Consider the following 22,961-nt stretch of genomic DNA (forward strand, 5'->3'; position numbering starts at 1 on the left):
TATGAAAAAAATTATTTTTTTATTTTTTTTAATTGCTTCTGTAGGTTTTTCACAAACTACAACAACTCCATCACCAGCACTTGCAGAAGGAGCGGTTACTATTAATTTCAATAAAGGTGGAACTCCATTAGCAAGCACAACAGATATTTATGCTCATATTGGGGTAACTGTCAATGGCACAAGATGGCAAAACACTAAGGGCAATTGGGGAACCACAAATGCGCCTCTATTGACTTTAGTTTCGGGAACTACTTATAAACTAGATCTCGGACCCGATTTGTACACTTATTTTGGTGTTCCAGTTACAAGTTCAATTACAGAAATTTGTGTGGTATTCAGAAACGCTACAGGAAGTGTGCAGACCTCACCTGATATTTTTATTAATGTTGGAGTTTTTCAGGCCACCCTTACGGCTCCGGGTTTGAACAGCACAAATATCATTAGTTCTGGAAGCAGTTTAAACATTACTGCTAACAATACAAGTGGAACTGCTAATTATAATTTATTCGCAAACGGAACGAGTATCAACACTTTTACAGGCTCTTCTTATTCTTTTACGGATACCAATATTGTTGCTAACAAAAACTATGATTTGCAAATTACACAAGGAGCTACAGTTTTTTCTAAGAAATTCTCAGTAATTGTAAGACCCGTAGTTGTTTCTGAAACAATACCAGCAGGTTTAGTCGATGGTATAAATTATAATTCTGGTGACCTCACGAAAGCTACACTTGTGTTAGATGCACCAGGAAAAGACTTTGTTTATGTAGCTGGAAGTTTCAATAACTGGCAACCGGGAACTGGCTATGCAATGAAAAAAGATGCAACAGCAGGTTCAACTAAATTTTGGTTAGAACTCACAGGATTGGTTTCAGGGACAAATTATACCTACCAATATTGGGTAATTGATGAAACTCCCATAGCAGGTTCTCCAACATTAGTTAAAACCGCAGATCCTTATTCTACTTTAGTTTTAAATAAAGAAGACGATCCCACTATTCCAGCAGGAAATTATCCAAATCTTCCAGTTTATCCAGCTGGTCAGGACAGAGAAGTTACCGTTTTGCAAACAGGGCAAACGCCTTATGCTTGGAGTACAGCTACAACCAATTTTGTAAAACCAGAAAAAGATAAACTAGTAGTTTATGAAGTTTTGGTTAGAGATTTTGATTCCAACAGGAGTTATCAGAATTTGATAAACAAAATCGATTATTTTAAAAATTTAAAAATCAACGCTATCGAATTAATGCCAGTAATGGAATTTGATGGCAACGAAAGCTGGGGTTACAATACCTCATTTCACATGGCTTTAGACAAAGCATATGGGCCAAGTTCCAAGCTAAAAGAGTTTATTGATCTGTGTCATCAAAACGGAATTGCAGTAATCCTAGATGTGGCTTTGAATCACGCTTTTGCGAGAAACCCAATGGATAGAATGTGGATGAATGATCCTGATGGAGACGGTTGGGGAGGTCCAGCTGCCGACAATCCATATTTTAATGTATCGGCAATGCACAGTTATAATGTAGGAAATGATTTTAATCATCAATTACCTAGAACAAAAACTTACGTAAAAAGAGTGGTGAAACAATGGATTGAAGAATACAAAATTGATGGATTTCGTTGGGATTTAACCAAAGGATTTACGCAAAATTGTCCCTCGGCTGTTGCTGGAGGTCAAGATAATTGTACAAATACTCTTCAGCAGGATAGAGTAGATGTCCTAAAAGAATATGCCGATTATTCTTGGAGTTTAGATCCAACTCATTACGTTATTTTCGAACATCTTGGCAATGACAACGAAGAGCAACTATGGGCAAATTATAGAATAACCGAAACGCCAAGCAAAGGGGTTATGATGTGGGGAAAAATGACTACTGCCTATTCTCAATTATTAATGGGATGGAATTCAGATAATGATATTTCAAGAATTGGAAGTAATGCACACATTGGTTTTCAAGGAAAAAGAGTTATGGGGTATCCAGAAAGTCACGATGAGGAGCGAGTGATGTATAAAGCGGTTACTTACGGAAACAGTACAAATCCATCACATAATGTAAAAACACTGACTACAGCACTTTCTAGAATGTCTGCACTTGGCGCTATTTCTTTATTGGTTCCGGGGCCAAAAATGATTTGGCATTTTGCCGATTTAGGAATGAATAATTCTATTTTTACAGCTAGTAATGGAGTCGTAAATACTGATTCTGATGCTACTCCAGGTGATGCTAAACTAGACACTAAACCGCAACCACAATGGACTAGTAATTGGTTAGCCGATGCTGATAGAAGTAAAATATATGCCGATTGGTCTAAAATGATTAATTTAAAATTGTCATTGCCAGTTTTCAACGGAAGTTATTCCATCACTTCTGGGTATTCCGCTTTAACACCAAAAGTTTATATTTGGGACAACAATATACCTTTGTCACAATTAAAAAATGTTGTAATTCTTTCAAATTTTGATGTTACAGATCAAAGTGTTAACCCTAGTTTCCCTTACACAGGAACTTGGTACAACCTGATGGATAATACTTCAATAAATGTTACAGATGTGAATGCAACACTACTTATTGCTGCAGGTGGATTTAAAATTTATGGCAATCAACCTTCTACTTTAGGAGTTGTAAGTTTTGGTCTTTCACAAGATATATTTTTGTATCCAAATCCTTCTTCGACATATTTTACTATAAATGCAAATACTTCAAAAGTGGAGGTTTATTCAGTTACTGGTCAATTAGTAAAAAGTTTCAAACCAAATCAATCTAAGGAGTATCAATTTGCCATTAGTGATTTAAATAAAGGAGTTTATTTTGTAAAAGCATTAAATGAAAACAACGAAGTCAAAGTGCTGAAGTTTGTCAAGCAATAAAGTTACCTTTGATTATTAAATATAAAAAGGCTGTCTTTTCGGACAGCCTTTTTTGTTTATATCACAATTAGTATTACAATTTTCCGTTCTTAATTTCATCCACAATTTCTGGATTCAATAAAGTAGTGGTGTCTCCAAAGTTAGAGAAATCTCCTTCGGCAATTTTACGAAGAATGCGACGCATAATTTTGCCTGAACGTGTTTTTGGCAAACCAGAAACAAACTGAATCTTATCTAATTTAGCAATTGGTCCAATGTGATCTGAAATGTGTTGGTTGATCTCTTTAGTCAAGTTGGCTCTATCTCTGTATTCTCCTGATTCTTTCAAAATTACAAATCCATACAAAGCGTTACCTTTAACATCGTGAGGGAAACCTACAACAGCACTTTCTGCAACAGCTGGATGTTCGTTTATCGCATCTTCTATAGGCGCAGTTCCAAGGTTGTGTCCTGAAACGATAATAACATCATCTACACGACCTGTAATTCTGTAGTAACCTACTTCATCACGCAAAGCTCCGTCTCCTGTGAAATATTTTCCAGGGAAAGTACTAAAATAAGTGTCTTTATAACGTTGATGATCGCCCCAAATGGTTCTTGCAATACCTGGCCAAGGGAATTTGATACAAAGACTTCCAGTAACTTGGTTGTCTTCAATCTCGTTGCGTTTTTCATCCATCAAAACTGCTTGAATTCCTGGTAAAGGCAATGAAGCATAGGTTGGTTTTGTTGGTGTTATAAAGGCTAAAGCCGAAATCAAGATTCCTCCAGTTTCGGTTTGCCACCAAGTATCAACTAATGGGCAACGTTTTCCGCCAACGTGGTCGTTATACCAGTGCCAAGCTTCTTCGTTGATAGGTTCTCCAACTGATCCAATAACTTTTAGTGATTTTAATGGGTATTTTTGTACGTAAGACAAATTCTCTTTCGCCAAAGAACGAATGGCTGTTGGAGCAGTATAAAATTGAGTGACTTTGTGTTTTTCGATAATTTCCCAAAAACGGCTATAATCAGGATAAGTAGGAACTCCTTCGAACATTACTGTTGTTGCCCCGTTTAATAATGGACCATATAAAATATAAGAATGTCCGGTAATCCAACCTATATCAGCAGTACACCAGAAAACATCATTTTCTTCGTAATTGAATACATTCTTGAAGGAATAAGCGGTGTAAACCATATAACCTGCAGTGGTGTGAACCATTCCTTTAGGTTTTCCGGTTGAGCCAGAAGTATAAAGAATAAATAAAGGATCTTCGGCATCCATTATTTCGGCTATATTATTATCCGATGCTTTGTCTAAAAGCGGTTGTAGCCATTGGTCACGACCTTCTTTCAAAGTTATTTCAGAGTTGGTTCTTTTAACAACCAAAACTTTTTCTACACAAGGACAATTGTTTAGAGCCTCATCGATGATTCCTTTTAAATCGATAGTTTTTTCCCCTCTAAATCCACCATCTGATGTGATAACCATTTTACATTCGCTATCGTTGATTCTTGCAGCTACCGCCGATGCTGAAAATCCAGCAAAAACTACTGAATGAATTGCACCAATTCTAGCACAAGCCAAGGCCGAAATGGCTATTTCTGGAATCATTGGCAAATAAATACAAACTCTATCTCCTTTTTCGACTCCTTGTTCGCGTAGCACATTTGCCATTTTCGAAACTCTAGTGTATAAATCGTTATACGAGATATGTTGTGCTTCTTCGGTTGGATTGTTTGGTTCAAAAATGATAGCGGTTTTTTCGCCTCTTTTAGAAAGATGTCTGTCCAAACAGTTTTTTACGATATTGACTTTTGCATCAACAAACCATTTAATTTTGGCTTCTGCCATATCAAACTCAACTATTTTTTCAGATTCTTGATACCAAGTAAAGTTTTCTGAAGCAATTTTACTCCAAAATTTTCTTGGTTCTCGAACAGATTTATTATAGTGTTTGAAGTATTGTTCTAAATTTTCAATTTTGTAGTAACTCATTATTATATTTATTTCTGATTATAAACGCCTTAAAATTAATAGTATGAAGGCAACAAATTTAAAACCTATTTCTTATTTTAGTAAGTAAAGGTCTTGTTTTAACATTAAATTATGCTGTTTTTTATAACGGAAGAACTTTTCTCCCTGTTTTTTCATTAATCACTATAGCGGCTCCTTCATAAAAAGCAAAAAAACCACACAAGATACCTTCATAGCCTGCAAAGGTATGAATAGATTCGCTACCAGTGAAACTTGCTGCCGAAAGTAGCGCAAATAAAACAACTAACGATCCAAAAATAAGTTTCCCAATAGTATTGCCATTTAATGTTCCGATAAAGAAGGCTAAAGTAAATAATCCCCACATGGCTAAATAACATCCCATTGAAGCCCCATCAGGTTTTGCAGTGAGGTTTAATGCTGGCATGACCCATAAAGCCACAAGTGACAACCAAAAGAAACCATATGAAGTAAATGCAGCCATCCCAAATCCATTTCCTTTTTTCCATTCCATAACCCCAGCAATTACTTGTTGCGTTCCACCAAAAAAGATGCCCATTCCCATTATCATCGAATTGAGTTCGAAGAAACCGGCGTTGTGAATATTTAATAAGATGGTTGTCATTCCGAAACCAAAAAGGCCTAATGGTGCTGGATTAGCGGTGGTGTCTTTGATAATTTGTTCCATAATTTAAAAAATAATTAAGTTGTTTATGTGGGTTATTGAATCTGAATTTTATATAAAAAAGTATCTTTTATTAAGATTGAATTCACAAATATATCAAACCTGTTCGATTTTCCTAACTTTTTTTTAAATAGTCTTGCCAAACATTAAAATTACATTAAAGTATATGGTTTAGAGTTGTTTTGGCTTCTAATAATTTACCCCCAAATTTATTTATTAACACGATTTAAACCTGCTTCAGCAATGTTTTGAATTTTAGCCATAGAGTTATTAATTATGAGCGTTTTATCTCAATTTTAAAATGATATTTATCATCTTTTACAAAAATTTTTGCTTTTATCTTTGAGATAAATATAACAATATTATAGTAATCATAATAAAAATATAACAATATGGCACAGGAAAAAAAGGCTCCTAAATATGTGTATTATTTTGGTGGCGGTAAAGCAGATGGTAACGAATCTATGAAAAATTTATTGGGTGGAAAAGGGGCAAATCTGGCTGAAATGGCTGGTCATCCAAATCTTTTATTGCCAGTCCCCCCTGGGTACACACTCACTACTGAAGTTTGTACGGCCTATTATGAAAATAAAAAGAAATATCCAGCCGAACTAAAAGCCCAAACCGATAAAGCATTAGCTGCTGTAGAAAAAGAAATGGGCAAAAAATTTGGCGATGTAAATAACCCTTTACTGCTTTCAGTTCGTTCTGGTGCCAGAAAATCGATGCCTGGAATGATGGAGACGGTTTTAGATATTGGACTTAACGAAAAAACTATCGAAGGAGTAATCAAGCAATCCGGAGATGCTCGTTTTGCTTATGACGCTTACCGTCGTTTGATTATGATGTATGCCGATGTGGTAATGGAAAAAGCAGGCGGAATTGAACCTAAAGGCGGTAAAGGAATCCGAAAAGTATTAGATGAAAAATTAGAACATATAAAACACAAACAAGGCTATCAATACGATACCGATTTAACGGTTGCAGAGTTGAAAGATTTGGTAAAAGACTTTAAAGCTACCATTGTTAAAGTTTTAGGCGTTTCATTTCCCGAAGATCCAAACGAGCAATTATGGGGAAGTATTGGAGCGGTTTTCAGCAGTTGGATGGGTAAAAGAGCCATCGAATACCGCCGCATCGAAAATATTCCACACGAATGGGGAACTGCCGTAAATGTTCAGGCGATGGTTTTTGGAAATATGGGAGATTCTAGTGCAACAGGTGTGGCTTTTACTAGAAATCCCGGAAATGGTGAAGATTATTTTTATGGAGAATATTTGGTAAACGCTCAAGGCGAAGATGTTGTGGCAGGAATCAGAACCCCAGCTCCTGTAAACGAAAAATCTAAAAACGATCAAAGCAAACATTTGCCAACTCTCGAAGAAATAATGCCAGAGGCTTATAAACAATTATTCGATATTCAAAATAGGTTGGAACAACATTATAAAGACATGCAAGATATTGAGTTTACGATCGAAAAAGGAAAACTATTTATGTTGCAATGCCGAATCGGAAAACGCAATGGAGTTGCTGCTGTAAAAATTGCTAGCGATATGTATAATTCAAAATTAATTGATGCTAAAACGGCCGTAATGCGTGTGGCGCCAAATCAATTAGTAGAATTATTACTGCCTATGCTAAATCCCGATATTCAAAAAATAACACGACCTATTGCAAAAGGGTTGCCAGCTGGTCCAGGTGGAGCAAAAGGGCGTGTGGTTTTCTCGTCTAATGATGCTGTTGAATGGGCTAGTCGAGGCGAAAAAGTAATCTTAGTCAGAGAAGAAACTTCTCCAGAAGATGTGGATGGAATGCACAAATCACAAGCTATTCTTACTACAAAAGGCGGAATGACTTCTCACGCTGCATTAGTAGCAAGAGGCTGGGGAAAATGTTGTATTGTGGGTTGTAATGATATTCAAATTAACAGCGAAACAAAGTCGTTCAAAGCCAACGATGGTACAAGTATCAAAGAAGGCGATTGGTTAAGTTTAGACGGTACAAAAGGGCTTGTTTATCTCGGAAGTATGGAATTGGTTGATGTAGATTTAGACAAAAATCAATCCTATAAAAACTTAATGAAATTGGTAGATAAAACCAAAGTATTAGGAGTTCGTACCAATGCCGAAACACCTGGCGATGCCGAACAAGGCGTGAAATTTGGAGCCGAAGGAATTGGTTTATTCCGAACCGAACACATGTTTTATGGCGAAGGAAGCGACCAACCTTTGTTTTTATTGCGCAAAATGATTGTGAGTAAAACCGAAAATGAAAGAAGAGATGCTTTGAATGGTTTGTCTGTTTATGTGAAAAAAGATATTAAAAAAACATTGGAAGTGATGAGTGGTCATCCCGTAACCATTCGATTATTAGATCCTCCTTTGCACGAATTTGTGCCTCACGACAAACAAAAATTAATTCAGCTGAGCAAAGAATTAGGAATCAGTATGAGCGTTTTGAACAGAAGAGTTTTGGCTTTGCATGAAAATAATCCAATGCTAGGACATCGTGGTGTACGTTTAGGAGTGAGTTATCCTGAAATTACCGAAATGCAAATCCGAGCCATTTTTGAAGCTACTGCCGAATTGATTCAAGAAGGCAAAAAAGCATTGCCTGAAATTATGGTGCCGGTAACTTGTTCCAAAAATGAATTAAAACATCAAAAAGAGATTGTAAACGAAGTGTATAAAGAAACTTGCGAAAAAATGGGAATCAAAAAAATCCCCTATTTGTATGGAACAATGATCGAAATACCTCGCGCTGCTCTCAAAGCCGATGTGATGGCAGAAGAAGCCGATTTCTTTAGTTTTGGAACCAACGATTTAACTCAAATGAGTTTCGGTTTCAGTCGGGATGATATTGGAGGATTCCTTCCAAAATACCTTGATTTAGGAATTCTTCCTTCCGATCCATTTCAAACTATCGACCAAGACGGTGTTGGCGAGTTAATTCGACTTGGAGTAGAAAGAGGTCGTAAGACAAAACCAAATCTAAAAGTAGGTATTTGTGGCGAACACGGTGGCGATCCTGATAGTGTGGTTTTCTGCCATCGAATGGGGATGAATTATGTAAGTTGTTCTCCATTTCGTGTGCCAATTGCAAGATTAGCAGCAGCTCAGGCGGCTTTAGAATATCCAAGAGAATAATTTAGAATACGCATTTATAATAGTGGGAAACGGCATCCAAAATTAGGTTGCCGTTTTTTCTATTTTCAAGCCAAAAAAAAAAGATTTGTTTATTGAAATTTTCAATTTTAGTAAAAATTAATTGGTTAAATTTGATTTTCCGAATGAGTCAATTTCTAATTGATTTTTCGCTATTTTTTACCAAGATAAAATGAATTGATGTATAACTTTTTAATAATTAAAATTTAAATGAAAAAAATATTGCTTCCAATACTTGCACTTGCAGTTTATTCAAATGGAATTTCTCAAGAAAATAAAAAACCAAGTTCAGAAAAACTTTTAAAAGAACTTTCCGAAAAGGGTTGCAAATGTGTCGATTCTATTTCTACTTACAATAGACCGGATAATGAAATTGCAATGGATATTGGCGAATGTATTGACAAACAAGTTGGTCCCTATCAATTGGGTTCAAAGCTTATAGGGATTGATGTTTCGAAAGAAAAAGCTCCAGTAGTTGATGGAAAAAAGCAAATTGATATTTCCTTTAACACTAATGAAAATTCAGAAGAATACAAAAAATATTATTACGAAATCGAACGCTATATGATGGCAAATTGCTCTTCTGTAAAAGAGAAAATGGCATCTAACGAAAAGCAAAGTGCTAAATCATTTTCTAAGAATAAAAAAGCCATAGAATACTATAATAAAGGATTGGATGAAGTCGAAAAAGATAATTCACAAAAAGCAGTTGAATACTTTGGAAAAGCAGTCAAAGAAGACCCCGAATTTGCCTTTGCTTGGGATAATTTGGGTGTCAATTATAGAAGGTTAAACAATTATGACAAAGCCATCGAATGTTATGAAAAGTCTTTGAAAATTGACCCAAAAGGGTTAATGCCTTTGCAAAACATTGCATTAGTATATCAGTATAAAGGACAATATGACAAATCAATTGAAGCTTATGGGAAATTGGCAGAAATTGATAAAAACAACCCAGAAGTATATTATGGAATTGGAAATGTGTATGCCACTAATTTGAAAGATTATGAAAAAGGATTAGATAATATGTGTAAAGCCTATAATTTGTACGTGTATTTAAAATCGCCTTATAGAACCGATGCCGAAAAAATGATTAGTATAATTCATAAAGAAATGAAAGAACAAGGGAAAGAAGAAAAATTCAATCAAATATTAAAAGACAATAATATTTCACAAAACTAATTGTCCAGTATAGGTTTTAGGGCATATTGCAATAACATCAACTTTAATTTATTGGCAGGTTTTTCTTGCGAAATTCAATAAATTTTTATAATATTTAGTTCGGTTTTAATTCCTAATTTATGCTACGAAAAAGAGACGCTACTAATCTGTATAATTATCATAATCCTGATGGTATTTTATTAACCATAAACAGCGATTATAAGCTTATTTCGGCAGAACTTAAAAGTATTAATGTAGATTACGAAAACAGAACTATTGAGGAAATTACACAAGAATTAACAGAAATTAGAACATTATATTCTTTTGAATTTTGTGACGAAATTAATGGATTAGACCCCGAAATTATTGATGACGAAGATTTTATTAAAATAAATTTCTTGATTGAGTATATGGCGAATTTGAAGTTGTATTTTCAAGAAAAATTAGTTTAAAACTTAAAACAGTTCTCTAATTTCAATTTTAAGAGCTTTACAAATTTTATAAAGAGTTGAAATTGTAGTGCTTATTTCCCCTCTTTCAATTCTGCCTATTTGGTTTCTAGGGATATTTGCATCATAAGATAAAATTTCTTGAGATAGATTTAGTTCCAATCTTCTCAATCTTATTTTCTCTCCAACGCCTTTTATTAATTCTATTTCTTCATTTTTTACCACAATTTAAAATTGCACATTCAGAAGCAATTAACCTGACACATATTTGTGTCTTTCAATTATTTTTTCTAATATTTGTTAAAAATAATTGGGCTTTTACGGTTTCCCGTAAGGAATACAAAATAAACCGTCCTAAACTTGTAGAAATTTTAAATCAATACATTATGAAAAAGTTATTATTAGTGCTTATTAGTACAGTTTTTTTGTTTGGTTGTTCGTCTGATGGTGGCGATTCGGGAAGTAGTTCTTCTTATAATCCTCCAACTTGGATTCAAGGTACTTGGGGAATCAAAGCGGATGGTAGTATATATCAAAATGACCAACCTTTTTTTAAATTTACCTCAGATAATTTTTGTCTAATCGCTGGTGGTATATCACAATGTTGGAAGGAAGTTATTCAACAAACTCCACAAATTATGTCTGGCTCGGATAGTCATACCGATAGTACTTATGAAGTAAATCTTATTCAAAGCAATGGAGCTGTAACTGTAACTTACAACTTTAAAAAAGTTTCTGCAACAAAGATTATTTTGGTTGATGCTTTAAGTGGCAATATTGAATTAGAAAAATTAAATTAAATAGTATGGTAATATTTATAATAATTCTGTTAGTTGTCATAGTCTATATTTATAAATTTAATAATAGGGATAGAAATTTAGATTATAAATATTCTCCTGAATTTAAAAACCTGTCCAATGTCGATAAAATGTTAATAGAAATTATCAATGGATTAGAAGCCTCAATTAAACAAGATGTATTAAATAAATTCGCTGACGACTACACTAAAATTGTGGCGATTACATCTATTATAAACCAAAGAGAAACTTCATTTTTAAATAGTATTAATGAAATTGCAAATCAGGAAAATATATCAGTTGCATTAGCTAAAAAAGTCATTAATACTGCTTGTAATACTGTTAGAATGACTTATGGACTAGATACAAAAGACTATTAATATTTAAATCAAAATTAAGAAGAATTTAAATGGAAAATATAGATGATAAAATACAGTTTGTTATAAACAAAACTATTAATGAGCAATATAATGTAGTGATTAAACATTTAGAAGATAATGTTTTTATTCTATCTCCAGCAGGAAAATTTCAAGCTTGGATTCTTACATCAACAATCTTTATTTATATTTTAAGAAAATATGACATAATAAATAATCAAAACATTATGACATATACTCGTCATATTAGGGAAATTAGCGCCGTCAAATATTTTAGACTAATGAATGAATCTAAGAGTTATAAAATAAAATCCATCGGAAGTGATTTTTTAGATAATTTATTAATGGAAGGCAATAAAGCATTAAATATAGATAAAATTGATAGTATAGCAGATTGTGTAAAGAATGATAATTTTTATAAAGAGGCAGTTGAAGTTAGTATTAGCCACTTTTATGTGGAATTAGACGAATTATTTAACTCTTTTATTACATTTCAAAAAACTAAAAAGGGACTAATTAGACCCCTAAATATTTTTACAAATTTGTATGTTTTCCCATTTTTTAATATTCTCGTTCCTAATGATGAAAAGGAGAAGTTGATTTCTAAAATTTATTTTGATATTCAAAACGAATCTTTTTTAAGTTATATACTAGAAGATTTCATAACGTCACCTTTTAAAATTTATAATGAAATTCTTGACCTAATAAATAAAGACAAAAGATTTATTGACTTTTTAAAAATATCAATTCAATAAATTTAAGACTAAGAAGAGCTTTCATAAAATGGAATTAATAAAAATCCATACCAAGAAACCCGAACAAAAGAAATATAATATTGAGTGAAATAATGTTAGATTAATTTTTGTAAATATAATATAATGAGTAATTATCCTCGTTTTGAATCTCAAGTTGAACTTTTATTATTTTTCAATTATGAAGATGCTTTAGCCTTTTTTGAATCAAATGATTTAAAATTAAGTCCTGCTGGTAAATTTCATTTGTGGCTTTTATCAACAGCATATTACACCGAAATACTATATACAAAAAAAATCATAAATAGTTTTTATGAAACAACTATATTAATTGAACATTTTGAAAAATACACTAAGAATTTTTACCTTCATTGTAGAAAAAATCATAAAGATGAAATAATTGATATTTGTAAAAATAGAAAATCAAATATTTTAGACAATGTCAAAATCAATGAGTACTATACTAAGAGTAACGAGTTTTTCTTAAATACTGATTATAATTTTAATAAACTATTGCTAATATCGTATAATTCATACATATCAGAATTGTCAAAATTTGAAGATTATTTTGATTACAAATTGAAAAATATTTCAATAAGTGCCGAATTGGAGAAAACTGAAAAACCTGAGTTTACTTTCCTTAGTTTGTTCATTTATCCTTTTTATTATGCAATGATAAATAATGATAAAAATATTTTAAAAGAAATATTAAATGAAACATTTAAACATATTGAAATATGGTTTAAATACGACGAATTTATAAATGTTCCGTATCAATTAAATCAATTTTTATTAAACAAATTTGAAGAACAAGATATAGGAAAAAGGTTGGTTGTTCAACAAGAAATAATTAAAATTTTGAATGCAAATAACAAGATAAATATCAAATCCAATGAATCTTGCTACATCGCCACAATGGCTTATAAAGACATTAACCACCCTAAAGTTCAAAACTTTAGAGATTTTAGGGATAATTATTTATCAAAAACGGTTTTAGGAAATCATTTTATCAAGTACTATTATAAACATTCTCCAAAATGGGTTAAAGTTTTAGAACATCATAAAACAATTAATAAACTAATCCGTTTTGGTCTTGATATTTTAAATTGTTTCATCCCAAAATCTAAATTATGAAAATCAACCAATATCACAAAAAAAGAAACGAAGAAATCATTAAAAATGCTAAAAAACAACCTAAAAATACTTTAAGCATCGAAGAAGTTACAGAACAGTTCAAAAGAATTAAAAATGGTAGAAAAACCAACACTAAATAATTATCACATTCAAAAATCAAAAGAGGCAATAATAGAAATTGAATTGCAAAGAAAAGAGCATAGACCAATAGAACAAGTTAAAGAACAAGCAAAAAGAATCAAAGAGGGTAGAATCAACAAGTACAGCCCACAATAAGAGTCTCTAAGCAATCTAATCCGTTCCTTTAATATCAAACTAGAATTTAAGTTTACCGCTTATATTTTAGGTTTTTTTACGTTATAAAGAGAAGTTAACTATAAAATTAAGTAAACGTTACAATCTCTCTATAGTCTTCCCGCAATGGGTACGGGATTAAAGACCATTACCCGCCTCTATACCCTCGCTTAAAAATATTGAATAATAATTTTTCAAACTTCTAAACAATATTCAGTTAGGTTTTGCTAAGTTTAATTAAAGTAACTAATAATGGATTAGTAATTTAAAAACACCCTGACAAGCACCCTAAAAACAAAAAACCCTTAAAATCATAATGAAATTAAGGGTTGTAAGTGGTACCTCCAGGGATCGAACCAGGGACACATGGATTTTCAGTCCATTGCTCTACCATCTGAGCTAAGGTACCGTGCTAATGCGGGTGCAAATATAGAACCATTTTTAATTTATCCAAAACAATTATTAAAAAAAATCTATTCGTACCTTCGTAACGTTAAATTAAAAATATGGTTTTAGCTGTTGATGTTGGAAATACCAGAATTAAATCTGCTGTATTTGAGGGTAATACCCTTTTGGAGTCTTTTGTTTTTCAAAAAACAGACCTTGAAAAAAGTATTCAAAATATTTTAAATAAATTTAAAAATACCACTTATTTAGTCGTCGCTTCGGTTTCAGATGTCGAAAAACAAGCGTTTTTGAGTTTTGAAAAAGTTGTAAAAATTCATTTTGTTTCACATTCTGATGTATTTCCGTTTGTCAATTGTTATGAAACGCCTCAAACTTTAGGAATCGACCGCATGGTGCTTGCCGCAGGAGCAACGCTTCAATATCCTAATCAGAACCGGCTGGTGATTGATGCAGGAACTTGTGTAACTTTCGATTTTATAGATGAAAATAACCGTTATCTTGGTGGAGCCATTTCTCCAGGATTACGATTAAGATATGAATCTATGCATAATTTTACTGCAAAATTGCCTCTGCTAACTTTGGAGAATCCCAAAGATTTTATCGGTAAATCAACTTCAGAATCCATGCATTCAGGTGTTGTAAATGGATTGGTATATGAAATAGACGGTTTCATAGACGATTTTAAGGTACAATATTCAAAATTTATAATAATTTTAACGGGTGGAGACGCAGATTTTTTGGCTAAACGATTAAAAAATACCATATTTGCCAATTCAAATTTCCTTCTCGAAAGTTTGAACCAAACATTTCAATATAAAATCAAAAATGATTAAAAAATTTTTAATAAGTTCTTGTTTATTGTTGTCCCTAGTTTCTTTTTCGCAAGAAGGTACTTCATCACCTTATTCATTTTATGGAATTGGTGAAGCAAGGTTTAACGGAAGTGTCGAAAGTCGTACAATGGGCGGAATATCCATGATTCCTGATAGTACCCGAATTAATTTTCAGAATCCTGCAGGATATGCAAACATAAAGTGGACTAATTTTACCATAGGAGGCAGTAGCAGTTACAACAAACAAAAATCAGGAACGTCTAACGCCACCACACAAAGAACAACTTTGGATTATTTAGCTCTTGCGATACCTTTAGGGAAATTTGGCGCTGGATTCGGATTAATACCTTATTCTTCTGTTGGTTATAAAATTGAAAATATTTATCCAGATGGTTCTCAAAACAACAAACGCTTTAATGGTTGGGGCGGAACAAATAGAGTTTTTTTAGGAACAGGTTATAGAATATTGCCTAATTGGAGTATAGGTGCCAATGTGTATTATAATTTTGGAAAAATTCAAACCAATAGTTTAGAGTTTATACCAGATGTTCCAATAGGAACTCGTGAGTTGAATGTTAATGAATTGTCGGGAGTGAATTTTAATATTGGAATGATGTATCAATACAAATTAAAAGAAAAATTACAGTTTTTTAGTAGTTTATATTATACCCCCAAAAGCACTTTGGTTTCCAATAATGAGCGAATTATTGGCACGGTTTCATATAACTCGAATTATGATTTATCAACTGTTGATACTTTTGATCCGGTAATTACCAAAACTGATTTGCAATTGCCTCAAAAATGGTCGTTAGGTTTAGGGATCGGAAACGCCAAAAAATGGGTTGCAGGTGGCGAAGTTTCTATACAAGATGTAGGCAAATTATACAATAACTACAATACTTTAAGTAATGTAACTTATGGAAAATATCAAAGATATAGCGTTGGAGGATATTTTACTCCTAATGCAAATCCATTTATGAGTTATGCAAAACGAATTACTTATAGAGGAGGTTTTGTTTTTGAAAAAACAGGATTAATAGTCAATTCAACTTCCATAAATGATGTTGGTATGACACTTGGATTAGGATTTCCTATTACGGGTTCACTTTCTAATTTGAACCTTGGTTTAGAGTTTGGAAAAAAAGGAACTACCTCAAATAATTTAGTTCAAGAAAATTATTTTATTTTTAACATAGGATTTTCGCTAAACGATAAATGGTTTGTAAAAAGCAAATACAACTAAAAAAGCATTTTCTATTTCGAATTTATTTCACACAATTTGTTAGTTCAGTAAATGACTTCATTTAAAAAAAAATCTATCTTTATGCTTGTCACATGTGTTGTTGTGGCATTGTTTGTTGGATGTGAAAGTAATTTTAAAGAAGTGCAAAAAAGTAATTTTTCTGAATTTGTTCCCAGCGGTGAAGCCGAAAAAATAAATTTAAAATACACTGATTCAGGTCGGATTACGGCTATTTTGGTAAGCCCAAAAATGATGGAATATGCTACAGTTGATTTTCCGTTTACCGATTTTCCTAAAGGAATTGATGTTACTTTATATGACAAAAACAAAAAAAGAACGATTATTTTGGCGGATTATGCCACTTCCTATAAATTAACAAATATTATTGATTTAAGAGGACACGTAAAAATATCTTCTCAAGACGGTCAAATATTAGAAACTGATCAATTGTTTTTTGATCAAAAGAATGAATGGTTTTTTACCGAAAATAACTTTACATTTACAGACCCAAAAGGCTCGTCAAAAGGAAAAGGAATCGATTTTAGTAAAGATTTTAAGGTGATTAATTCCCAAAAAATTTCGGGCGAAATTGAATCTGACGATTAAATAGTAACATTATGCAATACATAAAATACACTCCTTTTTTATACCTTATTCTCGCAGCAGCATTTTTTTATGACGCTTTTACCAAATGGAATTTGCCTAATGAAACACCTAAAATAAGTTTGCTTATTGGAGGATTAGCCGTTTTTATGTTTTTTTTCAGAAGAAGATTTGCAAAAAAATTGGAAGACAGAAATAAAAAATCCTGATTATGGAAATTAGTATTATCATATTGTGTTTAATACTATGTGCTTTTTTCTCAGGGATGGAAATCGCTTTTATTTCTTCTAATAAAATATACCTGGAACTCGAGAAAAAACAGGATAACTTTATTTCAAAAACCCTTTCAAAACTTACCGAAAATCCCTCAAAATTCATTGCTGCCATGTTTATTGGCAATACTATTGCATTGGTGATTTACGGGTTTCTTATGAGCAATCTATTATTGGCTTGGTTAGGAAATCTAGGGTTTTATTTTTCGGGTTTTCTAACTATTTTTCTGCAAATACTTTTCTCAACAATTTTAATTTTGGCGACAGCCGAGTTTTTATCCAATGTTTTCTTTCCCATTTACGCCAACTCCTTAATTAAGTTTTTTGCAATTCCGGCTTATGGATTTTACCTTTTATTTTATTATATCTCGTCGTTTTTTATCAGGATTTCTGATTTTATTTTAATACGATTCTTCAAAACACAAGGCGATCAAGTGTCTTTATATTTCAGCAAAGCTGAACTTGGAAATTATATTACCGAACAAATGAGCACTGTTGAAAATGACGACGAAATGGATTCTGAAATTCAAATGTTTCAAAATGCGCTCGACTTTTCAGGGGTAAAAGCTCGAGATATTATGACACCCAGAACCGAAATTGTAGCTACAGATGTATTCGATTCAGTAACTGAATTGAAGGATTTATTTATTGAAACAGGCTATTCAAAAGTGTTAGTATTTCAAAATTCACTCGATGATATTGTGGGTTATGTGCATTCTTTTGATTTGTTCAAAAAGCCTAAAAATATCAAGTCAATTTTAATTCCAGTAGAATTTGTGCCCGAAACAATTTTTATTAAAGATGCCATGAATTTGCTCACAAAAAAAAGAAAAAGCGTAGCCGTTGTGCTTGACGAATACGGAGGAACATCAGGCATTATTACCATTGAAGATATTATCGAAGAACTTTTTGGAGAAATTGAAGACGAACATGATTCTGATGAAGAATTGACCGAAAAAGAACTTGAAGATGGTGTTTTTGTTTTTTCGACTCGATTGGATGTCGAATATTTAAATCAAACCTACAAACTTACAATTCCCGAAAGCGATTCTTATGGAACATTGGGCGGTTTTATAGTAGATTCTACCAAAGAAATTCCTCAAAAAGGCGATGTAATCACTATTGGAATCTATCATTTTATTATTGAAGAAGCCACCGACAAGAAGATAGAATTGGTTAAAATGACAATAAAAGAATGATTTTTTTTTGAAAATCAATTTTTCTTGTAAATTATAGAGCGACTATTGTAATTATTAAGTAGATAATTGTATTTTCGCAAACTGAATATAAAAATTAATAAAAATAGAAATGGCAGTTTTACAAAAAATTAGACAACGTTCCGCATTATTGATAGTAGTTATTGGATTTTGTTTATTTGCATTTATTGCAGGGGATGTTTTTACTAAAGGTAACTTTGGTAAAAGTTCAAATGAAGTTGGTAGTGTTAACGGAAAAGATATTCCATTCGAGGATTTTAGAGTTAAAGTTAGCAATGTCGAAAAAAGCCAACAAGGTGTTACACCAACTGCTGCTGCCAACAGAGTTTGGGATCAGGAAGTTTCAATCGCTTTGTTAACCTCTGAATTCGATAAATTAGGTTTGAGAGTAGGTGCTGACCATATCATGCAAATTTTAGAGTCAGATCAAAATATTGGAAAAAACCCAATGTTTTTGAATTCAGCAGGGCGTTTTGATAAAGATAAATTCAAAGAAGCTACCAAAACTAATCCTGAAATTGCTCAATATGTAAAAGACAGAGAAAAAGATGCTGAGCTTAACGCAAAATATCAAATGTATGCTACAATGATAAAAGCGGGTTCTTACACAACTGAAAGTGAAGGAAAACTGAAATATCAAATGGAAGCTGATAAAGTTAACTTTGCATACGTTGCTGGATTATATTCTACCATAAAAGATAGTGATGTAAAAGTTTCTGATGATGATATTGTAGCTTTCATGAAAAAGAATGAAAAAAAATACAAATCAGATGAAACTCGTGAAATCGAATACGTTTTGATTGAAGACAAAGCTTCGCCAGAAGATGAAGCTGAAGTGAAAGCAAAAATCAACGGTTTGTTATCAGGAAGTGTAGTTTATAATACAAAAACTGGAAAAAATGATACTTTGCCAGGATTTAGATCAGCAACAAACGTGGTTGAATTTGTAAACTCAAATTCAGATGTGCCTTATGATTCTACTTATGTCGCCAAAAAAGATTTACCAGCTATTGATGCAGATAAATTATACAACTTGGCTCCAGGTGAAATCTACGGTCCATATAAGTTCGGAAAATACTATTGTTTATCTAAATCTTTAGGTAGAAAAGTAGGAGTAAATGCAAAAGCAAGTCACATTTTAATTAGCTACGAAGGAACTCAAGTTCCAAATCAAAAAGAGAAAAGAACTAAAGAACAAGCCAAAGCAAAAGCCGAAGAAATTTTAGCTCAAGTAAATGCAAATCCAAATAGTTTCTTGATGTTAGCTTTTACAGCTTCTGATGATTCATCTGCACAACAAGGTGGTGATTTAGGTTTTTTTGGTCCGAACCAAATGGTAAAGCCATTCAATGACTTTGTTTTCAATAATCCAATTGGAAAAGTTGGATTAGTAGAAACTCCTTTTGGATATCATATCATTAAAATTACAGACAAACAAGACGGTGTTCGTTTAGCAACTGTAGCTCAAAAAGTAGAAGCTTCTGAAGCTACTTCTGATAAAGTATTTACTCAAGCGACTCAATTTGAAATTGATGCTAACGCTAAAGATTTTGCAAAAGCAGCTGCAGCATTAAAACTTACAGTTTCGCCAGCAGTAACTGCAAAATTAATGGACGAATCATTTGGACCATTGGGTAACCAAAGAAATATTGTTAGATGGGCTTTCGAAGACGGAACGGATGTTGGTGCTATCAAAAGATTTGAAGTAGCTAACTTAGGTCACGTAATCGCAAAACTTAAAAAAGTAAATCCAGAAGGATTGATGGCAGTAGATTTAGTACGTTCTTATGTAGAACCAATCCTAAAAAACAAGAAAAAAGCAGAATTAATCAAAGCGAAAATGGCAGGAACTTCATTAGAAGCAATTGCTAAAGCTACAGGTACTTCTGTTCAACAAGCTACAGCAGTTACAATGGAAAACCCTGTTTTAACTGGTGGTGTGGGTCAAGAACCAAAAGTAGTTGGAAATGCATTTGCATTAACTGCTGGTAAACTTTCTGCTCCAATAGAAGGAAATACAGGAGTTTATGTAGTGAAAAACATTAGTACTGCAAAAGCACCAGTTTTAAAAGATCATACTGCTTATGTAGCCAAATTGAAAGCTCAAAGTGCTGGAGATTTAAACAGAGTATTGCCAGCCTTAAAAGACAAAGCTGAAATCAAAGACAACAGAAAACAATTCAATTATTAGAATTGACGTTTTTGTAAATAATAAATCCCGTTTGGTTAATACTAAACGGGATTTTTTTATTCTTATTTCAAAAAGAATAAAGGGTAATAATTATAGAATCATATCCTTATAAGAAACAATAGTTTTAAATCCTTTTTCATTAAAATATTCTACAGGATTTTCATCAGATAATACCAATACAAAATCGCCACCCCAAGCACCAAGACTTTTTATTACTCCGTCAAAATCTGGGAATAGTGATTCTTTTATGGTTTGCATTTCTAGAATAGTACTCATTTCAGCTTCGTGTTCTTCAAGAGCTATTGCAAAATCTGCAAGGGTTTTTGCTTTCAAAACGGCTGAGGTTATCTTATTGTTTTCGACAATCTTTTGGTCTAATCCTTCATTTTTATTGTTGTAATAAGAAACAATAGAAGCTTTGCTACTTTGCTTTTTCTCCAAATAAACAAAATATAAATTTTCAGAATACTTAGGCTCAAATTGTACTTTTTCGATTATGGGTTTTCCATTATTCAAATGATACAAAATAGGACTGTCATTTTGAGCACAAGCAATATCATAGCCACTACCGCCAAAACTATTATTCAATAAAACAAAGGCATCTACTTCTATCCATTGCGCAATATTGTTGATTAAAGTTGAGGAAGTGCCTAAACCCCAATTTCTAGGAAAAGTCAATTGAGTAGTTATAGCAAAACCGTCACTATTTTCAATGAAATTTGGGTTTAATAAATAACCTTGATGCAAAATTTCAATCAAGGTATTTTTTACTGACTCCGATTCAACGAGCGTATTTTTATTTAAAATATCTTCGAATGAAAGTTGTAAATCAAGCCATTTACTACCGTCAGCGTCAAAACTAGTCCATTTTATTCCTGGATGTTTTCCTTTCTCGACAATCAGTTTTTGCCCAAATTTGGTGGGTAAAGCAAAAGCTTTGGCACCGTCAAGAACTAGATATTCTCCAGTGATTAATAGTTTTCCGTTGCTGTAAAATTCTTTTTTCATTTGGTAAAATAATCCATTTAGCTCTCAAAAAACTAAATAGGATTGTGTTGCAGGTTAAAGTCTAAATTGTTCAGAATTCCTTAAAGTTTCAATGTATTCTACCACAGAGCTGTGTGAAACTACTTGATGTTTGAAATGTTTGTGAATCAAATGGCGTTCGTCTTCTGTGGCTTCAAATTGGTTCAGAATATTATTCAGGTGCATTTTCATATGTCCGTCTTGAATTCCAGTTGTGGTCAAGGAACGCAAAGCAGCAAAATTTTGTGCCAAACCCGCCACCGCCACAAACTGCATCAATTCTTCGGCCGATGGATTTTCAAGCATTTCAAGAGAAAATTTCACCAATGGATGCAAGGAAGTCAATCCGCCGACAGTTCCTAAAGCCAAAGGGACTTCTAACCAAAAAGTAAAAATATCATTTTCGATTTTGGCGTGTGACAAACTCGAATAGCTACCTTTTCTCGAAGCATAAGCGTGAATTCCGGCTTCAACTGCACGAAAATCATTGCCTGTAGCAAGCACAACAGCATCAATTCCGTTCATAATTCCTTTGTTGTGGGTTACGGCTCGAAAAGGTTCTACTTCGGCGATTTGAACCGCTCGAATGAATCGCTCTGCAAATGCTTTTGGATTTGGAATGTGTTTTTCTACTAAATCTTCGACTGGGCAAGAAACTTCGGCACGAACTATGCAATTGGGAACATAATTAGAAAGAATACTCATTACCACTTCGATGTTTTTTTCTTCTTCCGAAAACAAATCCCAAAGTTGCGCTTCTTCTTGGAGTGTTTTGGCAAATTGCTCTAAACACGAATTGATAAAATTGGCGCCCATCGAATCTTTAGTGTCGAATGTGGCGTGCAATTGATAGTAATTGGGTAGTAAATGCGTTTTGACTTTTAGTTCAATATCCAGAATTCCACCACCCCGTTTTTGCATGTTTTTGGTAATGTTTTGGGTGTTGGAGAAAAATTTAGCTTTAATTATAGCAAAAAAAGATTCTAATTTCGATTCGTCGCCTTTGTAAATAAAGTGAACTTGACCAATCTTTTCAGTATTGAGAACTCTAGCCTTAAATCCACCACGAGTGGACCAAAATTTTGCTGCTTTTGAGGCTGCCGCTACTACCGAACTTTCCTCAATCGCCATCGGAATGCTATTGTATTTTCCGTTAATCAGAAAATTGGGAGCAACACCAAGCGGAATATAGAAATTGCTTATCGTATTTTCGATAAATTCATCGTGTAGTTTTTGTAATTTTTCGTCCGAATTCCAATATTTTTTTAGGGTTACAAGGGCTTCTTGCGGATTAGAAAAGTACTCTTTGGCAATCCAGTTTATTTTTTCTTCTTTGGATAATTTAGAAAATCCAGCAACTGCGTTATTCATTCTCAATTGATTATGGGATGATAGAGTGCAAAGATACGGTTTTAGTAGTTTTATTCAGATTCGATTTGTACTCAAAAAAGGTTAAATCGTATATTTTTTTAACATTTAACAGTTGAAACGTGAAATAATTGTAA

At 32.8% G+C, this 22,961-nt stretch carries 21 protein-coding genes and 1 tRNA gene; 16 read left to right on the top strand and 6 right to left on the bottom strand.

What is annotated here, in order from left to right:
* The first annotated feature begins 1 nt into the window (after position 1).
* Positions 2–2,872, top strand: coding sequence for an alpha-amylase family glycosyl hydrolase (locus tag C3L50_RS06910; RefSeq protein ID WP_103805430.1), 2,871 nt, complete (start codon positions 2–4; stop codon positions 2,870–2,872).
* Between the two features lie 73 nt (positions 2,873–2,945).
* On the opposite strand, the gene acs is transcribed toward C3L50_RS06910, so the two are convergent.
* Together acs and C3L50_RS06920 are read right to left on the bottom strand one after the other, a co-directional pair.
* A complete protein-coding gene (gene acs / locus C3L50_RS06915; protein WP_103805431.1) occupies positions 2,946–4,853 on the bottom strand; it encodes an acetate--CoA ligase in 1,908 nt (635 codons plus the stop codon).
* A 121-nt stretch (positions 4,854–4,974) separates the two neighbouring features.
* Positions 4,975–5,538, bottom strand: coding sequence for an acetate uptake transporter (locus C3L50_RS06920; RefSeq protein ID WP_103805432.1), 564 nt, complete (start codon positions 5,536–5,538; stop codon positions 4,975–4,977).
* Between the two features lie 389 nt (positions 5,539–5,927).
* Here C3L50_RS06920 and ppdK point away from each other — a divergent pair, with 389 nt between their 5' ends.
* From ppdK to C3L50_RS06935, 3 genes are all read left to right on the top strand, one after another.
* Positions 5,928–8,681, top strand: a complete 2,754-nt coding sequence (gene ppdK / locus C3L50_RS06925; protein ID WP_103805433.1) for a pyruvate, phosphate dikinase — start codon at positions 5,928–5,930, stop codon at positions 8,679–8,681.
* A gap of 228 nt (positions 8,682–8,909) precedes the next feature.
* Entirely contained in the window at positions 8,910–9,881 is a 972-nt protein-coding gene (locus C3L50_RS06930; protein ID WP_103805434.1) for a tetratricopeptide repeat protein, read from the top strand.
* A 119-nt stretch (positions 9,882–10,000) separates the two neighbouring features.
* A complete protein-coding gene (locus C3L50_RS06935) occupies positions 10,001–10,312 on the top strand; it encodes a hypothetical protein (RefSeq protein WP_103805435.1) in 312 nt (103 codons plus the stop codon).
* 3 nt (positions 10,313–10,315) lie between these two features.
* On the opposite strand, the gene C3L50_RS06940 is transcribed toward C3L50_RS06935, so the two are convergent.
* Positions 10,316–10,534 (bottom strand): helix-turn-helix domain-containing protein, encoded by a 219-nt coding sequence (locus C3L50_RS06940; RefSeq protein ID WP_207764311.1) that lies wholly within the window; start codon positions 10,532–10,534, stop codon positions 10,316–10,318.
* 161 nt (positions 10,535–10,695) lie between these two features.
* Between C3L50_RS06940 and C3L50_RS06945 the strand changes: the two genes are divergently transcribed.
* From C3L50_RS06945 to C3L50_RS16305, 6 genes are all read left to right on the top strand, one after another.
* Complete coding sequence (locus C3L50_RS06945; protein WP_103805436.1) at positions 10,696–11,109, top strand: hypothetical protein; 414 nt, start codon at positions 10,696–10,698, stop codon at positions 11,107–11,109.
* A gap of 128 nt (positions 11,110–11,237) precedes the next feature.
* Positions 11,238–11,486 (top strand): hypothetical protein, encoded by a 249-nt coding sequence (locus tag C3L50_RS06950; protein ID WP_133158857.1) that lies wholly within the window; start codon positions 11,238–11,240, stop codon positions 11,484–11,486.
* Between the two features lie 29 nt (positions 11,487–11,515).
* Positions 11,516–12,238, top strand: coding sequence for a hypothetical protein (locus C3L50_RS06955; protein ID WP_103805438.1), 723 nt, complete (start codon positions 11,516–11,518; stop codon positions 12,236–12,238).
* Positions 12,239–12,361: 123 nt separating this feature from the next.
* Positions 12,362–13,369, top strand: a complete 1,008-nt coding sequence (locus tag C3L50_RS06960; protein ID WP_103805439.1) for a CFI-box-CTERM domain-containing protein — start codon at positions 12,362–12,364, stop codon at positions 13,367–13,369.
* Positions 13,366–13,509: a hypothetical protein gene (locus C3L50_RS16300; RefSeq protein ID WP_165783983.1), complete on the top strand. Its 144-nt coding sequence runs from the start codon at positions 13,366–13,368 to the stop codon at positions 13,507–13,509. The genes C3L50_RS06960 and C3L50_RS16300 overlap by 4 nt, the downstream gene beginning before the upstream one ends.
* Positions 13,484–13,645 (top strand): hypothetical protein, encoded by a 162-nt coding sequence (locus tag C3L50_RS16305; RefSeq protein ID WP_165783984.1) that lies wholly within the window; start codon positions 13,484–13,486, stop codon positions 13,643–13,645. Before C3L50_RS16300 ends, C3L50_RS16305 begins: the two co-directional genes overlap by 26 nt.
* Before the next feature lie 354 nt (positions 13,646–13,999).
* Here the strand turns inward: C3L50_RS16305 and C3L50_RS06965 are convergent.
* A tRNA-Phe gene (locus C3L50_RS06965) sits at positions 14,000–14,072 on the bottom strand.
* Positions 14,073–14,169: 97 nt separating this feature from the next.
* Here C3L50_RS06965 and C3L50_RS06970 point away from each other — a divergent pair.
* The 6 genes from C3L50_RS06970 to C3L50_RS06995 all read left to right on the top strand — a co-directional run bounded on the left by C3L50_RS06970 (position 14,170) and on the right by C3L50_RS06995 (position 20,430).
* Positions 14,170–14,904 (top strand): type III pantothenate kinase, encoded by a 735-nt coding sequence (locus C3L50_RS06970; protein WP_103805440.1) that lies wholly within the window; start codon positions 14,170–14,172, stop codon positions 14,902–14,904.
* Positions 14,897–16,147, top strand: a complete 1,251-nt coding sequence (locus C3L50_RS06975) for a hypothetical protein (protein ID WP_103805441.1) — start codon at positions 14,897–14,899, stop codon at positions 16,145–16,147. Before C3L50_RS06970 ends, C3L50_RS06975 begins: the two co-directional genes overlap by 8 nt.
* Positions 16,148–16,228: 81 nt before the next feature.
* Positions 16,229–16,753 carry an LPS export ABC transporter periplasmic protein LptC gene (gene lptC, locus C3L50_RS06980; RefSeq protein ID WP_243400348.1) on the top strand — a complete coding sequence of 175 codons (525 nt, stop codon included), beginning with the start codon at positions 16,229–16,231 and terminating at the stop codon, positions 16,751–16,753.
* An 11-nt stretch (positions 16,754–16,764) separates the two neighbouring features.
* The gene (locus C3L50_RS06985) at positions 16,765–16,959 is read left to right on the top strand and encodes a hypothetical protein (RefSeq protein WP_103805443.1); all 195 of its coding nucleotides are present in this window, start codon (positions 16,765–16,767) and stop codon (positions 16,957–16,959) included.
* A gap of 2 nt (positions 16,960–16,961) precedes the next feature.
* A complete protein-coding gene (locus tag C3L50_RS06990; RefSeq protein ID WP_103805444.1) occupies positions 16,962–18,221 on the top strand; it encodes a hemolysin family protein in 1,260 nt (419 codons plus the stop codon).
* A 109-nt stretch (positions 18,222–18,330) separates the two neighbouring features.
* Positions 18,331–20,430 (top strand): peptidylprolyl isomerase, encoded by a 2,100-nt coding sequence (locus tag C3L50_RS06995; protein WP_103805445.1) that lies wholly within the window; start codon positions 18,331–18,333, stop codon positions 20,428–20,430.
* A gap of 90 nt (positions 20,431–20,520) precedes the next feature.
* Here C3L50_RS06995 and C3L50_RS07000 read toward each other — a convergent pair whose 3' ends face one another.
* Positions 20,521–21,438, bottom strand: a complete 918-nt coding sequence (locus tag C3L50_RS07000) for a GYDIA family GHMP kinase (protein WP_103805446.1) — start codon at positions 21,436–21,438, stop codon at positions 20,521–20,523.
* 54 nt (positions 21,439–21,492) lie between these two features.
* Positions 21,493–22,881, bottom strand: coding sequence for a hydroxymethylglutaryl-CoA reductase, degradative (locus C3L50_RS07005; protein WP_262496683.1), 1,389 nt, complete (start codon positions 22,879–22,881; stop codon positions 21,493–21,495).
* Between the last annotated feature and the right edge of the window lie 80 nt (positions 22,882–22,961).

The organism is Flavobacterium alvei, from assembly GCF_002920895.1.
Classification (GTDB): Bacteria; Bacteroidota; Bacteroidia; order Flavobacteriales; family Flavobacteriaceae; genus Flavobacterium; species Flavobacterium alvei.

What these genes read in the sequence shown, in the direction of transcription:
- C3L50_RS06910 (WP_103805430.1), top strand. Translation starts at nt 2, where the DNA reads ATGAAAAAAATTATTTTTTTATTTTTTTTAATTGCTTCTGTAGGTTTT.
- acs (WP_103805431.1), bottom strand. Translation starts at nt 4,853, where the DNA reads ATGAGTTACTACAAAATTGAAAATTTAGAACAATACTTCAAACACTAT.
- C3L50_RS06920 (WP_103805432.1), bottom strand. Translation starts at nt 5,538, where the DNA reads ATGGAACAAATTATCAAAGACACCACCGCTAATCCAGCACCATTAGGC.
- ppdK (WP_103805433.1), top strand. Translation starts at nt 5,928, where the DNA reads ATGGCACAGGAAAAAAAGGCTCCTAAATATGTGTATTATTTTGGTGGC.
- C3L50_RS06930 (WP_103805434.1), top strand. Translation starts at nt 8,910, where the DNA reads ATGAAAAAAATATTGCTTCCAATACTTGCACTTGCAGTTTATTCAAAT.
- C3L50_RS06935 (WP_103805435.1), top strand. Translation starts at nt 10,001, where the DNA reads ATGCTACGAAAAAGAGACGCTACTAATCTGTATAATTATCATAATCCT.
- C3L50_RS06945 (WP_103805436.1), top strand. Translation starts at nt 10,696, where the DNA reads ATGAAAAAGTTATTATTAGTGCTTATTAGTACAGTTTTTTTGTTTGGT.
- C3L50_RS06950 (WP_133158857.1), top strand. Translation starts at nt 11,238, where the DNA reads ATGTTAATAGAAATTATCAATGGATTAGAAGCCTCAATTAAACAAGAT.
- C3L50_RS06955 (WP_103805438.1), top strand. Translation starts at nt 11,516, where the DNA reads ATGGAAAATATAGATGATAAAATACAGTTTGTTATAAACAAAACTATT.
- C3L50_RS06960 (WP_103805439.1), top strand. Translation starts at nt 12,362, where the DNA reads ATGAGTAATTATCCTCGTTTTGAATCTCAAGTTGAACTTTTATTATTT.
- C3L50_RS16300 (WP_165783983.1), top strand. Translation starts at nt 13,366, where the DNA reads ATGAAAATCAACCAATATCACAAAAAAAGAAACGAAGAAATCATTAAA.
- C3L50_RS16305 (WP_165783984.1), top strand. Translation starts at nt 13,484, where the DNA reads ATGGTAGAAAAACCAACACTAAATAATTATCACATTCAAAAATCAAAA.
- C3L50_RS06970 (WP_103805440.1), top strand. Translation starts at nt 14,170, where the DNA reads ATGGTTTTAGCTGTTGATGTTGGAAATACCAGAATTAAATCTGCTGTA.
- C3L50_RS06975 (WP_103805441.1), top strand. Translation starts at nt 14,897, where the DNA reads ATGATTAAAAAATTTTTAATAAGTTCTTGTTTATTGTTGTCCCTAGTT.
- lptC (WP_243400348.1), top strand. Translation starts at nt 16,229, where the DNA reads ATGCTTGTCACATGTGTTGTTGTGGCATTGTTTGTTGGATGTGAAAGT.
- C3L50_RS06985 (WP_103805443.1), top strand. Translation starts at nt 16,765, where the DNA reads ATGCAATACATAAAATACACTCCTTTTTTATACCTTATTCTCGCAGCA.
- C3L50_RS06990 (WP_103805444.1), top strand. Translation starts at nt 16,962, where the DNA reads ATGGAAATTAGTATTATCATATTGTGTTTAATACTATGTGCTTTTTTC.
- C3L50_RS06995 (WP_103805445.1), top strand. Translation starts at nt 18,331, where the DNA reads ATGGCAGTTTTACAAAAAATTAGACAACGTTCCGCATTATTGATAGTA.
- C3L50_RS07000 (WP_103805446.1), bottom strand. Translation starts at nt 21,438, where the DNA reads ATGAAAAAAGAATTTTACAGCAACGGAAAACTATTAATCACTGGAGAA.